The sequence below is a fragment of the Caballeronia glebae genome (assembly GCF_001545035.1).
GTDB lineage: Bacteria > Pseudomonadota > Gammaproteobacteria > Burkholderiales > Burkholderiaceae > Caballeronia > Caballeronia glebae.
This window is the reverse complement of the sequence record NZ_FCOJ02000008.1, coordinates 123,524-138,326: the sequence shown is the minus strand read 5'-3', so window position 1 is coordinate 138,326 and position 14,803 is coordinate 123,524. Positions and strand designations below refer to the sequence as shown.

The 14,803-nt window shown below is 63.6% G+C and carries 8 protein-coding genes; 1 reads left to right on the top strand and 7 read right to left on the bottom strand.

Features of this window, described 5'->3' with window-relative positions; genetic code table 11:
* Nucleotides 1–53: 53 nt before the first annotated feature.
* The 3 genes from putA to hemE form a co-directional block, all read right to left on the bottom strand.
* A complete protein-coding gene (gene putA / locus AWB82_RS07985; RefSeq protein ID WP_086966608.1) occupies nt 54–3,986 on the bottom strand; it encodes a trifunctional transcriptional regulator/proline dehydrogenase/L-glutamate gamma-semialdehyde dehydrogenase in 3,933 nt (1,310 codons plus the stop codon).
* A gap of 470 nt (nt 3,987–4,456) precedes the next feature.
* On the bottom strand, nt 4,457–6,703 hold the full coding sequence (locus tag AWB82_RS07980; protein WP_086966607.1) for a primosomal protein N': 2,247 nt from the start codon (nt 6,701–6,703) through the stop codon (nt 4,457–4,459).
* Nucleotides 6,704–7,164: 461 nt separating this feature from the next.
* Nucleotides 7,165–8,262, bottom strand: a complete 1,098-nt coding sequence (hemE, locus tag AWB82_RS07970) for a uroporphyrinogen decarboxylase (protein ID WP_086966605.1) — start codon at nt 8,260–8,262, stop codon at nt 7,165–7,167.
* A gap of 224 nt (nt 8,263–8,486) precedes the next feature.
* Here hemE and AWB82_RS07965 point away from each other — a divergent pair, with 224 nt between their 5' ends.
* Nucleotides 8,487–9,284: a transporter substrate-binding domain-containing protein gene (locus AWB82_RS07965; protein WP_096031423.1), complete on the top strand. Its 798-nt coding sequence runs from the start codon at nt 8,487–8,489 to the stop codon at nt 9,282–9,284.
* 3 nt (nt 9,285–9,287) lie between these two features.
* Here AWB82_RS07965 and AWB82_RS07960 read toward each other — a convergent pair whose 3' ends face one another.
* The 4 genes from AWB82_RS07960 to atpD form a co-directional block, all read right to left on the bottom strand.
* Nucleotides 9,288–10,235, bottom strand: coding sequence for an alpha/beta hydrolase (locus tag AWB82_RS07960; RefSeq protein WP_086966604.1), 948 nt, complete (start codon nt 10,233–10,235; stop codon nt 9,288–9,290).
* Nucleotides 10,236–10,855: 620 nt separating this feature from the next.
* Nucleotides 10,856–12,586, bottom strand: coding sequence for an AMP-binding protein (locus AWB82_RS07955; protein ID WP_086966603.1), 1,731 nt, complete (start codon nt 12,584–12,586; stop codon nt 10,856–10,858).
* 281 nt (nt 12,587–12,867) lie between these two features.
* Nucleotides 12,868–13,293, bottom strand: a complete 426-nt coding sequence (locus AWB82_RS07950; RefSeq protein ID WP_086966602.1) for a F0F1 ATP synthase subunit epsilon — start codon at nt 13,291–13,293, stop codon at nt 12,868–12,870.
* A gap of 78 nt (nt 13,294–13,371) precedes the next feature.
* Entirely contained in the window at nt 13,372–14,766 is a 1,395-nt protein-coding gene (atpD, locus tag AWB82_RS07945) for a F0F1 ATP synthase subunit beta (RefSeq protein ID WP_086966601.1), read from the bottom strand.
* Nucleotides 14,767–14,803 lie beyond the last annotated feature (37 nt).

Sequence of the window (14,803 nt, the reverse complement as noted above, 5' to 3'; positions counted from 1 at the left end):
GTGCCTGCTGCCGATTGTTTGAATTCGTTTGAATCGAGCGTTCGAGGGATGTCTCAACCGATCGTCATCAAATTCGCATTGCCGCCGGCCGCCGCCGTGTTCACGCTCACCGAGCGTTCCGTCAGCAGACGTTCGAGCGCGTAGTCTTCGCCGTCGTGGCCAGCGTCGGCAAACGCTCCCGCAGCCACGCCCTGCACCGATACGATCGGCCCCGGGCGCTTCGCGACTTCCTTCACGAGCGACAGCAGTTCATCGCTGTCGCCTTCGAACAAAACGGCGTCGAAATCTTCCGCCGCTTTTCTGACCATCGCATACGGTTTGAGCGACGCAGGCAGCGATGCCGCGAGTTCCTCGCCCGCCGAACCGGAGAACAACGCCTTGTTGCCCGTCGCCAGCACGGCGGCCAGTTGCGCGCGCGCGCCGCTCGCTGTCGCCGCCACGCACAGCACCGTGCCGCGCGCGCCGAGCGTGTAGGTGTTGCGCTCGCCGGTCGGGCCGCTCAGCACCGTCGTCGCGCCCGCCATCACGTGCTGCAGATAACCGTCGCAGCGCGCGGCCGTCTGCGGATCGCGTTCGCCGATGGTCCAGTCGCGCAATGCGGTGAGCGCGGCAGTGGGCGTGTCCTTCGACGCAACCTGATCGACGACGAGCGTGCTCGCGAGCGACTTCGGCAAACCGGTCGGGCGCTTGGCCAAGAGACGCTGCAAATACAGCGCGCCGCCCGCCTTCGGACCCGTGCCCGACAACCCTTCGCCGCCGAACGGCTGCACACCGACCACGGCGCCGATCACATTGCGGTTCACATAGATGTTGCCGACATGCGCCCGCGAAATCACATGCGCGATGGTTTCGTCGATACGTGTATGGATGCCGAGCGTGAGGCCGTAACCCGTCGAGCGAATTTGGTCGAGGAGTTTATCAAGGTTCGAACGGCGGTATCGCACCACATGCAGCACCGGTCCGAACACTTCGCGCTTGAGTTCGTCGATGCTGTCGAGCTCGATGAGCGTCGGCGGCACGAAGGTGCCCTGCGCGCAGTTGTCGGGCAGCGGCAGTTGCGTGACGTTGCGGCCCTTGTCGCGCATGCCGGCGACGTGCGCGTCGATACCGCGCTTCGCGTCGGCGTCGATCACGGGGCCGACGTCCACCGACAGGCGGTCCGGATTGCCGAGCGCGAGCTGATTCATCGCGCCGGTCAGCATTTCGAGCGTGCGATCGGCGATGTCGTCTTGCAGGCACAGCACGCGCAGCGCCGAGCAGCGCTGTCCGGCCGAATCGAACGACGACTGCAGCACGTCCGCGACGACTTGCTCCGCGAGCGCCGAGGAATCGACGATCATCGCGTTCTGGCCGCCGGTTTCCGCGATCAAGGGAATCGGACGGCCGTCCGGATCGAGTCGCTCGGAAAGCGTCTTGTTGATGAGGCGCGCGACTTCCGTCGAACCGGTGAACATGACGGCGCGCGTGCGCGGATCGGCAACGAGCGCCGCGCCGACCGTTTCGCCATTGCCCGGCAGCAGTTGCACCGCGCCCGCCGGCACGCCCGCTTCGCGCAGAATGCGCACGGCTTGCGCGGCGATCAGCGGCGTTTGCTCCGCGGGCTTCGCGAGCGCCGGATTGCCCGCGGCGAGCGCGGCGGCAACTTGGCCCATGAAGATCGCGAGCGGGAAATTCCACGGGCTGATGCACACCACCGGACCGAGCGGGCGATGCGTGTCGTTCGAGAATTCCGCGCGAATCTGCGACGCGTAGTAGCGCAGGAAATCGATGGCCTCGCGAATTTCCGCGATCGCGTTCGGCAGCGACTTGCCCGCTTCGCGCACGACGAGGCCCATCAGCGTGTTCATCTGCGCTTCGAGCAGATCGGCGGCGCGCGCGAGGCAATCGGCGCGGTCTTCGACGGGCGTCGCCTGCCAGATCGGCGCGGCGGCGACCGCGTTGGCGATCGCCGCGCTCACCTGCTCCGGCGACGCTTCCACGACCGTGCCGACGAGATCGCGCAGATCCGACGGATTGCGCACATCGCGCGCCGGCTTGCCGTTCTCGATGATCGTGCCGCCTTCGAGCATCGGCTCGGCGCGCCACGGATGATGCGCGCTCGCCAGCAACGCCGACGACAGCGACGCCAGCCGATGTTCGTTCGACAGATCGAGGCCCATCGAGTTGAAGCGCTCGTTGCCGTACAACTGACGCGGCAGCGGAATCTTCGCGTGCGGCGCGCCGAGCGGCGTGATCGCTTGCGCTTCGTCGATCGGATCGCGCACGAGTTCCTTCACCGGAATCGATTCATCGGCGATGCGGTTCACGAACGACGTGTTCGCGCCATTCTCCAGCAGACGGCGCACGAGATACGCGAGCAGCGTTTCATGCGTGCCGACCGGCGCGTAGACGCGGCACGGACGGTTGAGCTTGTCGCGGCCGGTGACTTCTTCATAGAGCGGCTCGCCCATGCCGTGCAGGCACTGGAACTCGTATTGGCCGGGATAGTAGTTCTGCCCCGCGAGGTGATAGATCGCGGAAAGCGTGAACGCGTTGTGCGTCGCGAATTGCGGATAGACCGCGTCCGGCGCGCCGAGCAGCTTCTTCGCGCACGCCAGATACGAAATGTCCGTATAAATCTTGCGCGTATAGACCGGATAACCTTCGAGCCCGTCGACTTGCGCGCGCTTGATTTCCGTGTCCCAATACGCGCCCTTCACGAGGCGAATCATCAAACGATGACGGCTGCGGCGCGCGAGATCGATCAGATAGTCGATCACGAACGGGCAGCGCTTCTGATAACCCTGCACCACGAAGCCGATGCCGTTCCAGCCCGCGAGTTCCGGATCGAAGCACAGCGCTTCGAGCAGATCGAGCGAGATTTCGAGACGATCGGCTTCCTCGGCGTCGATGTTCAGGCCGATGTCATAACGGCGCGCCAGTTGCGCGAGCGAGCGCACGCGCGGCAGCAACTCGTTCATCGTGCGTTCCTGCTGCGCGCGCGAATAACGCGGATGCAGCGCGGAGAGCTTGATCGAAATGCCGGGGCCTTCGTAGATGCCGCGCCCGCCCGCCGCCTTGCCGATCGCGTGGATCGCCTGCTCGTACGACGCGTAATAGCGCAGCGCGTCTTCTTCCGTCGTCGCAGCTTCGCCGAGCATGTCGTACGAGTAGCGGAAACCGCGCGCCTCGTATTTGCGGCTGTTCGCCAGCGCCTCGGAAATCGTCTCGCCGGTGACGAACTGCTCGCCCATCAGGCGCATCGCCATATCGACGCCCTTGCGGATCAGCGGCTCGCCGCCTCGGCCGATCAGACGCGTCAGCGCCGACGAAAGGCCCGCTTCGCTGTTCGTCGTCACGAGCTTGCCGGTGATCATCAGACCCCACGTCGCCGCGTTCACGAACAGCGACGGCGCCTGGCCCATGTGCGATTTCCAGTCGCCCTTGCTGATCTTGTCGCGAATCAGCGCGTCGCGCGTGGCGCGGTCGGGAATGCGCAGAAGCGCTTCGGCGAGACACATCAGCGCGACGCCTTCCTGACTCGACAGCGAAAACTCGTGGATCAACCCTTCGACGCCGCCGCCCGAGCTTTTCGCGCGCAGCGCTTCGACGAGCCGGGTCGCGAGCTTTTCGGTCTCCGCGGCCACATTCGAAGGCAGACGCGCCTGACCGATCAGGAACGGCACGCACTCAGGCTCCGGCCGGCGATACGCCGCCGTGATCGCAGCGCGCAACACCGATTGCGGCTGCACGTTCTGCGCGAAATCGAGGAACGGGTGCAGGACGCCCTCTTCGTCGCCGTCGACGGAAGGGGCATCGGCCATTTCCGACGCGCCGTTCGCGCCCGACAGTTCGGGCGGAAGCTGACCGTGCTCGATACGCTCCAGATAGGCGAAGATCGCCTGCTTGATCAGCCAGTGGGGAGTGCGTTCGAGGCGCGTCGCGGCATCTTTGAGCCGGGAACGCAGCAGATCGTCGACTTTCACGCCTAGGGTTGTGCTCGCCATATTTCCTTCGTTTGCCGGTCGTTTCTACCCGGCCAGAGACCTAAAAAGTTGGCGAATCGTACCCCGCTGATTTAAAAGGTGCAACCGAGATTTTCGCTAGGGTTGCACCACAATGAAACCCTTGTGGCACAAGGCTTTGAGCGGTGCACCGCCGACTGGCGGATGGCGCTTGTCGCCTAGTATTTTCCCTAATCCGGAATTTTTGGGATTGCCCCTAAGTAATCACCCCGGCAGCGCCGATATAAACGCTATGCGCCGTAGACGGCGCTGCCTTCGCGGTCGATGCACCGCGGTTACGGGGAGAACGGGGAACATGAGCACTTGGATGGTGGTGACCAGCGTTTGGACGATGTTCGCGGTGTGCGTCGTATTGTTCGTGCGAGGCGCGTCGCCGCACGTGCATCGGTCCGATGATGCTTCCGGCCGGGACGAACTCGCGGCCAGCGACGTTCCCCGAAGCGAAGCCTGACTCAGACGTCGAGCGGATCGACTTCCACGTTCCACCGCAGCACGCCCCTGAGCGAGCGCAGCACCGGTTGCCACGCGTGCAGCGAAGCCTGCAGCGCGCCCCGCGACGCGCTTTCCAGCAGCAGTTGCGCGCGGTGAACATTGAACACTTTCACGATGGTGAGCGGCACCGCGTCGTACACAGTCACGCGATCCGCGCCAGGCAAAGGCGCGAACGCCGCCGCCGCTTCCTCCAGAAACTTGAGCGCTGCCTCCAGCGTGCGGCCCTCGGCGCGCAACATCGCCTGATAGACGAACGGCGGCAAGCGGGCGTCGCGCCGTTCGGCGAGCGTCGAGTTGGCGAAACCCACATAGTCTTGCCGCCCTAGCGCCTGATACAGCGCGTGGCGCGCATAGCGCGTCTGGATCATCACTTCGCCGGGCAAGCCCGCGCGTCCGGCGCGCCCGCTCACCTGCGTCAGTTGCGCGAAGAGCCGCTCGCTCGCGCGAAAGTCGTGGGAGAAGAGCGCGGTGTCGGCGTTCAGCACGCCGATGAGGGTCACGCGCCGGAAATCGTGGCCCTTCGCGATCATCTGCGTGCCGACGAGAATGTCGACTTCGCCCGCGTGGACATCGGAGAAAAGCGCTTGCGCGCTGCCTTTGCGACGTGTGCTGTCGGCGTCGATGCGCAACACGCGCGCGCCCGGCACCACGCTCGCGAGCGTCTCCTCGACGCGCTGCGTGCCGCGGCCCATCGGCGCGATATCGATGTTGCCGCACTCCGGGCACGACTTCGGAATGCGCGATTCCCAGCCGCAATGATGGCAGCGCAGCGCGCGCTCCGGCTTATGCAGCACGGCATAGGCGCTGCAACGCGGACAGCCCGCGACCCAGCCGCACGCGTCGCAGGACAGAATCGGCGCATAGCCGCGCCGGTTCAGAAACACGAGACTTTGCTCGCCGCGTTCGAGACGCAACTTCAGCGCGGCGATCAGCGGCCCCGCGAGACCATCGACCGATGCGCGGCCACGCTGTCTCTCCTCTTCCAGATCGATGAGCCTGACGCTCGGCAGCGCCGCGTCGGCAACGGCGCGGCGCGTGAGCGTGAGCCGCGTGTATCGGCCCTGTTCCGCCTGCCACCAGGTTTCGAGCGATGGGGTTGCCGACCCGAGCACGACCGGAATATCCAGTTGCTTCGCGCGATAAACCGCCAGATCGCGCGCGGAATAGCGCAAGCCTTCCTGTTGCTTGTACGCGGGATCGTGCTCTTCATCGACGACGATGATCGCAAGCGTCGGCATCGACGAGAGGATGGCGAGACGCGTGCCGAGCACGATCCGCGCGCTGCCCGTGTGCGCCGCGAGCCAGTTGCGCGCGCGCTCGCCTTCGGCGAGGCCGCTGTGCATCGTGACGATCGAACCGTCCGCGAGCGCCGCGAAACGCGCGCGAAATGCCACTTCGAATTGCGGCGTCAGATTAATTTCGGGAACCAGAACGAGCGCCTGCGCGTCCGGCCGGGCGGCGAGCAGCGCGGCGAGCGCGTGCAGATACACCTCGGTCTTGCCGCTGCCCGTCACGCCGTGAAGCAGAAACGGAGCGAATTCCCGCGCGCCGGAAATGGCATCGACGGCGTCGCGTTGCTCGTCCGTGAGCAGCGGCAGCGGCGCGGCGCCGGTCGGGAGCGCTGGCGCGTTCGCATCATGCTCGGCGATGTTCGCCGTCACCGTTTCGATCCAGCCGTGCGCGAGCCAGTCGTCGAAGGTCGCGCTCGCTTTGGGATGCAGCGCGCGGGCATCGGACAAGGCCAGCGACGGCTGTTCCGCGAGGGCATCGGCGAGACGCCGCAGGGCGCTGGCGCGTGCGGGCAGCGCGTCGGGAAGCTGCGCGCGGCCACCCGGGAGAATCCGGAAATGCGGCTCGACGGCGAACAGACGATCCCAGCGCGAGGCGTCACGCAGTACCTGAGGCAGCGCCGGCAGCGCGACCTCGCCAAGACCGCGCTGATAGTAATCGGCGGCGAAGCTCGTCAGCGCGATCCAGGCTTCGGACAGCGGAGCACACCTGTCGCAAATTGACGTGACGTCGCGCAGCTTGCCGGCGGGCACGTCGCTTGAATGGGCGATTTCGCAGATCAGCCCGACGACTTCGCGTCGCCCGAACGGAACCTGCACCAACATGCCGACGACCGGCGCGTCCGCCAGCGTGTAGCGGTAATCGAACAGCACAGCCATCGGCTGATCGACGGCGACGCGCACGAAAAGATTCGTCACCGCGCGCGGCCCCGCGTATCACGGTTCGGCACTCGGACGCACTTGAGCCGGGGGAAGTTAAAGTGAAACATCAGAATCGTCTGTAAGCCGCCGATTATTTTTGGATTTCCGATGCTTTCCACAGGCCTGTGGATAACTTTGTTGAGAAGTGCGTCCGTGATCGCCGCAAACAATGTCACGAATCCCTTATGTGCGCTAACCCACATTTCGGACAAAGCTCTCGAAAATGCTTAAAAATCATTGGCTTAAAGCACATATAGCGACATGTTATTGGTTCCCGGAGGCCATACGTCTGATGGCGCGCCGCAGCGAACAAATTGTGCATAAGTTCGGTCTTGACATCGGGGAGCGCCGCCTGACGTGGGCGATCCGGACGGAATCGTCCCGTCGCTGATTACGTGCCTGGGCGCACCGATATTGCGCCGCAGCACGCGTCCGTAAAGCGGGCTTTCGAACGCATGTTACCGAGCGGCCTGCGCCGCACGCATCGCACGGCTATGGCGATGCACCTCGTCGACCAGTTCCGCGACGCTCTCCGGCGGCGTGAATTGCGAGATGCCGTGGCCCAGATTGAAAACGTGGCCCGGGAAATTCCCGAAACTTTCGAGCACCGCGCGCGCTTCGGTGCGGATCGACGCCGGCGGCGCGAACAGCACGCTGGGATCGATATTTCCCTGCAGCGCCACGCATGAGCCGACCTTCTCGCGCGCCCGGCCCAGATTCATGGTCCAGTCGAGACCGACCGCATCGACGCCGGTCGCGGCGATTTCCTCGATCCACAGTCCGCCGCCCTTGGTGAATGTGATGACCGGCACGCGCGCGCCATCGTGCTCGCGTTTCAGACCGGCGACCACCTTCGAGATGTATTCGAGCGAGAAGCGCTGATACGCGCCGTCCGCGAGTGCGCCGCCCCAGGTGTCGAAGATCATCACGGCCTGCGCGCCCGCTTCGATCTGCGCGTTCAGATAGGCGGTCACGGCTTGCGCGTTCACGTCGAGGATGCGATGCATCAGGTCCGGCCGCGAGTAAGCCATCGACTTGACCGTGCGATGGTCGTCCGAGCCGCCGCCTTCGACCATGTAGCACGCGAGCGTCCACGGACTGCCGGAGAAGCCGATCAGCGGCACTTTCTGGCGGCCTTGCGCGTCGGTGAGCGCGCGGCGAATCTGGCTCACGGCGTCGGTGACGTAGGAAAGCGTCGCGCCGATGTCCGGCACGGCGAGGCGCTTCACATCGTCCTCGGTGCGCACGGTGCGCTCGAAACGCGGACCTTCGCCCTGCACGAAGTTAAGGCCGAGGCCCATCGCGTCGGGGATCGTGAGGATGTCGGAGAAGAGAATCGCGGCGTCGAGCGGAAAGCGTTCGAGCGGCTGAAGCGTCACTTCGGTCGCGTAATCCGGATTCTTCGCGAGGCCGAGAAAACTGCCCGCGCGAGCGCGCGTCGCGTTGTACTCCGGCAGATAGCGTCCTGCCTGGCGCATGAGCCAGATCGGCGTGTAGTCGGTCGGCTCGCGCAGCAGCGCGCGCAGGAAGGTGTCGTTCAGAAGAGTGTGTGCCACGTCGCTCGATGCTTAAGGCAGAGAATCGCCCATTCTACCGGAGCGGTCGAACGTTTACGCCGACTGAGCCCGGCAATTCGGGCGGTGCGATGTCGCGCGGCCTATGTCGTTTGGCCGGGTTTCGGGCGGCCGTTGCCCTCGTTATGATCGACGTGCTTACACAACTAGAACCAGGAGAATCGATGCAACGCACGTCTGTCAGTTTCGCCGCCGCTGCCCTTGTGATGTCGCTCGCGCTTGTGAGCGCGGCGCACGCTCAAACGATTCAGGCCGGCGCCGTCGCGGGCGCGAAGCCCGCCGCGTCCGCGCCCGTCGCGGCGCCCTCTCGCCTCGACGACATCCTCGCGCGTCACACGTTGCGCGTCTGCACAACGGGCGATTACAAACCGTATTCCTTCCTGCGCGCGGACGGGCAGTTCGAGGGCATCGACATCGATCTGGCGGAGGGTCTCGCGAAGTCGCTCGGTGCGAAGGCCGAGTATGTGAAAACGTCGTGGTCGAACCTGATGAACGACTTCATCGGCAAATGCGATATCGCCGTGGGCGGCGTCTCGACCACGCTAGAACGGCAGAAGCGCGCATTTTTCACCGCGCCGTACATGGAAGACGGCAAGACTCCTATCGTTCGTTGCGACGATGTGGAGAAATATCAGACCGTCGCGCAGATCGATCAGCCGAACGTGCGCACGATCGTGAATCCGGGCGGCACCAACGAGCGATTCGCGAAGCAGTTCTTTCCGCACTCGCAGTTGATCGAGTATCCGGACAACGTGACGATCTTCAAGCAGATCCTCGACGGCAAGGCCGACGTCATGGTCACGGACGCCTCCGAAACGTTGCTCCAGCAGAAGCTCAACCCCGGTTTGTGCTCGGTGCATCCCGACAAACCGTTCCAGTTCGGCGAGAAGGCGTATCTGCTGCCGCGCGGCGACGTGCCGTTCCAGCAATACGTCGATCAGTGGCTGCATCTCGCCCGTTCGTCGGGCGAGTTCCAGGCCGTGTACGACAAGTGGCTGAAGTAACGCTCAGCGCCCGGCGCGCAGCAACTCGCCCGCGCGCTCGCCGATCCCGCGCAGCCAGCCCAGCGCCGCCTCCGACTGCCCATGCATGCGGCCAAATCCGTGCGTCATGTCGCGCGCGTCGATCATCTCGACGCGGCCGCCGCTCGCTTCCAGGAAGCGTTTGAGTTCGACGGCGTCGTCGTAGAGCGGATCGAAGGCAGCCGCGACCACGATCGCGGGCGCCGGCGTGCGCTCGAACGGCTCGGCGAGCGGAAAAGCGCGCACGTCATGCTCGCGCGGCGTTTCGCCCGACAGGAACTGGGTCCAGTACCACTTCATTTCGTCGTTCGTGAGACCCGGACCGTTCGCGTTGGCGATGCAACTCGGACTCTCGAACTGACGACGCATTACGGGATAGAGCAGCAATTGCAAGCCGACGATGCCAGCCACGCGCTCGTTGGCGCCGCGCGCCGCGACGAGCGCCAGGTGCGCGCCTGCGCTGTCGCCTCCGACAGCCAGCCGGTCCGTCGCGAAACCGAGCCGCGAACGATGCTCGGCGAGCCAGATCAGCGCGTCGAACGCGTCTTCGCACGGCGCGGGAAACGGATGCTCGGGCGCCAGCCGGTAATCGACGCTTGCCACAGCGCATTGCGAATCGCGCGCAAGCCGTGCGACGAGCCCATCGTGCGTGTCGAGATCGCCGACCACCCAACCGCCGCCGTGAAAGTACACGATCAGCGGCAGCGGGCCGCGCGCGTGTTTCGGCTTGTAGATGCGCGCGGCCAGCGTGCGGCCTTCGAGGTCGAGCTGGATATCGTCGGCCGTCACGGCTTCGTCGCGCTCTCTGGCGTAAGCTTGAGCGACCTTGCTGAAGCGCTCGCGGATCGCTCGCGCTTCCGCGTCGGGCGGCAGCGCCGGAAAAGCCTCCTCGACGGCGCTGTAGTAGCGGAGCAAGGCTGCGTCAATGGTCATGCGTGTCTCCATAGCGGTTGTGACGGCGATATTGGTTGCGGCGAAAAATTGCGCATCGATTTCATGCGTCCGCACGTTCGATTTTCGCGAAAAACTAGAATAATCGCATGAGTCCGAAAATCCGTATTTGGGTGTCGCGCGAGGCCGATCGAATTAATGATCGGAATAACAGACAATATATCCGTGAAAATCAGGAGAATCGCGCGAGAAAATTTCCCCTGAGCCTTATGGGACGCGGGTTACAACCTGAAACACTTTGTTACGGCGATCCGGAATCAATTCGCCCACAATCTGTTCAAACGGTTTCAACACGGATGTATCGGGTTGCCTCGTGTGAAAACAACGCGATCCGATGGCAGGCTGGTGGCCGAAGCTCTCATATTTGGGACATCGGTGTTGGGGTCGTTATTCGAATGTAAGGCATTCGAAACATCCCACGTTTGGTCTCCTCGCGCTAACCCCGTAGCGTGTGGTTTTTAGCGGGCTCCAGGCCCGCTTTTTTTTCGCTTGGACAAACGTTTGCGTTTTGCGCAACGCAAAGCTCGAACGTTTCGTCCCATGACAGAAGGGAGCGCCGCAGCGCTCCCTTTGTCGTTTCATGGAATCGGCCGCGCCGAATTTCAGGCGGTTTTGGCCTCGGCGAGCTTCAGTTCGTCGACCATGCGCGCGCGCATCACGAACTTCTGCGCCTTGCCGGTGACGGTCATCGGCAATTCGTCGACGAAGCGGATATAGCGCGGAATCTTGTAGTGCGCGATCTGCCCCTGACAAAACTCGCGGATTTCGTCCTCGCTCGCCTGCTCGCCCGGACGCACCACGATCCACGCGCAAACTTCTTCGCCGTATTTCTGATCCGGCACGCCGAACACCTGCACCGATTGCACCTTCGGATGACGGAACAGGAATTCCTCGATCTCGCGCGGATAGATGTTCTCGCCGCCGCGAATCAGCATGTCTTTCAGGCGGCCGACGATGTTGCAATAGCCTTCCGCGTCGATGGTCGCGAGGTCGCCGGTGTGCATCCAGCCGTCGATGATCGCCTCGCGCGTCTTCGCGTCGTCGCCCCAGTAGCCCTTCATCACCGAGTAGCCGCGCGTGCAGAGTTCGCCGGTTTCGCCGACCGGCACGATGCTCCCCAGCGCGTCCACGATCTTCACTTCCAGATGCGGCTGTATGCGTCCGACGGTCGTGGTGCGCTTGTCGAGCGGATCGGTCGTCGAACTCTGGAACGACACAGGACTCGTTTCCGTCATGCCATACGCGATCGTGATCTCGCTCAGGTGCATCTTCGACACCACGCGCTTCATCGTCTCGATCGGACACGGCGAACCCGCCATGATGCCCGTGCGCAGACGGCTCAGGTCGTACTTCGCGAAGTCGGGGTGATCGAGTTCGGCGATGAACATCGTCGGCACGCCGTGTAGCGCGGTGCATTGTTCCTCGTGAACGGCGGCGAGGGTCGCGCCGGGATCGAACGCTTCGCCGGGGAACACCATCGTGCAACCCGTCGATACGCACGCGAGCACGGCCAGCACCATACCGAAGCAGTGATACAGCGGCACCGGAATGCACAGCGAATCCTGCTCGGTCAGGCGCATCGCGATCGCGATGTAGCGCGCATTGTTGACGATGTTCCGATGCGTGAGCGTCGCGCCCTTCGGATTGCCGGTCGTGCCGCTCGTGAACTGGATGTTGATCGGCTCGTCCGCGCTCAGCTTCGCTTCGAGCGCGTCGAGCGGCGTCGCATCGAGCCGTTCGCGGCCGATGCGCATCACATCGTCGAAATTGAGCATGCCGGGCGTCTTGTCCGCGCCCATGCGGATCACGGCGCGCAGGTCGGGCAACTTCGCGGCGTCGAGCGCGTTCGGCTCGGCGCGAGCGAGTTCGGGCGCGAGCGTTTGCAGCATCTCCAGATATTTCGACGACTTGAACTGCTCGGCCGCGACGATCGCCTTGCAGCCGACCTTGTTCAACGCATATTCGAGCTCGGACAGCCGGTACGCCGGATTGATGTTGACCAGCGTCGCGCCCATGCGCGCGGTCGCAAACTGCGTGAGCAGCCATTCGATGCGGTTCGGCGACCAGATGCCGACGCGATCGCCCGCCTGAATGCCGAGCGCGAGCAGTCCGCTCGCGAGTACGTCGATCTGATGCGCGAACTCGCGCCACGTCCAGCGGATGTTCTGCTCGCGGAACACGACAGCCGGGCGATCGGCGAATCGGCCGGCGGTTTCGAGAAGCAGGCGCGAAACGGTCGCGTCGCTCAGTGGGATGTCCGTCGCGCCGCGAACATGGGAAAGACCGTCGCGCGGTTCGATCTGCGCGCCGGCCTGGGTCGGTTCTGTTGCCATCGATGGTCTCCGCCAATGTGAATCGCCGCCCGATGAAGGCTGATTGGAGGCCATTGTGCATCGCAAGGCGCGTGCGGGCATTGAGTGTTTCCCCGCAATGCGGGTTTCACGCAGTCGCCAAAACACGCCTCGAATCAATGGCTTACCCAAAATGGCGTGAGCGCCACATAACCGATATGCAGATTTACCCGCGCGATTTGCCGATTAGGAGCATAAAAAAAAAGCAGCCCGAAGGCTGCTTCTTTTGAACTGCTGAACGCTGCTTGAGGCGCGTCGCTCGCTTAGTGCTTCGCGTGCGCCTTGCGCAGACGCTGGATCGCCGCGAGTTGAGCCGTTGCGTATGCGAGTTCCGCTTGCGCGGTCGCGTACTCAAGCTCCGAGGTGTTGTTCTGAATCACTTCCTCGGCACGCTTCTTCGCCTGCTCTGCCTTCGCTTCGTCGAGATCGGCGCCGCGGATGGCGGTATCGGCGAGCACGGTCACGACGCCCGGCTGGATTTCGAGAATCCCGCCGGCCACGAACACGAACTCTTCCGAGCCGTCTTCCGCCTCGATGCGCACCGCGCCCGGACGAATGCGCGTGATGAGCGGCGTGTGGCCCGGCAGAATGCCCAGCTCACCCGCTTCGCCCGGCAGCGCGACGAACTTCGCCTGGCCCGAGAAGATCTGCTCTTCCGCGCTGACGACGTCTACCTTGATGGTTGCCATTTGTGTCGACTCCTGGGTCAGTGTCATTCGTGAACGCCAACGCTTCGCGCTGGCGTCCTCTGGAAAAACACCCGACCTTTACTGGATCTTCTTGGCCTTTTCGAAGGCTTCGTCGATCGTGCCGACCATATAGAACGCCTGCTCCGGCAGATGATCGCACTCGCCTTCGACGATCATCTTGAAGCCGCGGATCGTTTCCTTCAGCGGCACGTACTTGCCCGGCGAACCCGTGAACACTTCAGCGACGTGGAACGGCTGCGACAGGAAACGCTGGATCTTGCGCGCGCGCGAGACCGACAGCTTGTCTTCCGGCGACAGTTCGTCCATGCCCAGAATCGCGATGATGTCGCGCAGTTCCTTGTAGCGCTGCAGCGTCTGCTGAACACCACGCGTGATCGTGTAGTGCTCTTCGCCGATCACGTGCGGGTCGATCTGACGCGAGGTCGAATCGAGCGGGTCCACTGCCGGATAAATACCCAGCGATGCGATGTCACGCGACAACACGACGGTTGCGTCCAAGTGGCCGAAGGTCGTAGCCGGCGACGGGTCGGTCAAGTCATCCGCAGGGACGTACACGGCCTGAACCGACGTGATCGAGCCGGTCTTGGTCGACGTAATACGCTCTTGCAGCTTGCCCATTTCTTCAGCCAGCGTCGGCTGATAACCCACTGCCGAAGGCATACGGCCGAGCAGAGCGGACACTTCCGTACCCGCCAGCGTGAAACGATAGATGTTGTCGACGAAGAACAGCACGTCGAGACCTTCGTCACGGAAATGCTCGGCCATCGTCAGACCGGTCAGCGCAACGCGCAGACGGTTGCCCGGCGGCTCGTTCATCTGGCCGTACACCAGCGCGACCTTGTCGAGAACGTTCGAGTCCTTCATTTCGTGGTAGAAGTCGTTCCCTTCACGGGTACGCTCACCCACACCGGCGAACACGGAGTAACCGCCGTGCTCCTTCGCGATGTTGTTGATGAGTTCCATCATGTTCACGGTCTTGCCCACGCCCGCACCGCCGAACAGACCGACCTTGCCGCCCTTTGCAAACGGGCAGATCAGGTCGATAACCTTGATGCCCGTTTCGAGCAGTTCGGTCGACGGCGACAGGTCTTCGAACGCCGGCGCTTTCTGGTGGATCGAGCGCAACGTTTCCGATTCGATCGGGCCCGCTTCGTCGATCGGACGGCCGAGCACGTCCATGATGCGGCCGAGCGTCGGCTTGCCGACCGGCACGCTGATGGGCTTGGCCGTGTTCTTGACAATCGTGCCGCGGCGCAGACCGTCGGACGCACCCAGACAGATGGTACGCACCACGCCGTCGCCCAACTGTTGCTGGACTTCCAGCGTCAGTTCCGAGCCTTCCAGAATGAGCGCGTCGTAGATCTTCGGCATTTGCGCACGCGGGAATTCCACGTCGATAACGGCGCCGATGCACTGTACGATCTTGCCTTCTACCAAAGCAGTAGTACTCATCGCATTTCCTTTAGATACTGTGTTCTTTCACGCGGTC

What these genes read in the sequence shown, in the direction of transcription:
- putA (WP_086966608.1), bottom strand. Translation starts at nt 3,986, where the DNA reads ATGGCGAGCACAACCCTAGGCGTGAAAGTCGACGATCTGCTGCGTTCC.
- AWB82_RS07965 (WP_096031423.1), top strand. Translation starts at nt 8,487, where the DNA reads ATGTCGCTCGCGCTTGTGAGCGCGGCGCACGCTCAAACGATTCAGGCC.
- AWB82_RS07960 (WP_086966604.1), bottom strand. Translation starts at nt 10,235, where the DNA reads ATGACCATTGACGCAGCCTTGCTCCGCTACTACAGCGCCGTCGAGGAG.
- AWB82_RS07955 (WP_086966603.1), bottom strand. Translation starts at nt 12,586, where the DNA reads ATGGCAACAGAACCGACCCAGGCCGGCGCGCAGATCGAACCGCGCGAC.
- AWB82_RS07950 (WP_086966602.1), bottom strand. Translation starts at nt 13,293, where the DNA reads ATGGCAACCATCAAGGTAGACGTCGTCAGCGCGGAAGAGCAGATCTTC.
- atpD (WP_086966601.1), bottom strand. Translation starts at nt 14,766, where the DNA reads ATGAGTACTACTGCTTTGGTAGAAGGCAAGATCGTACAGTGCATCGGC.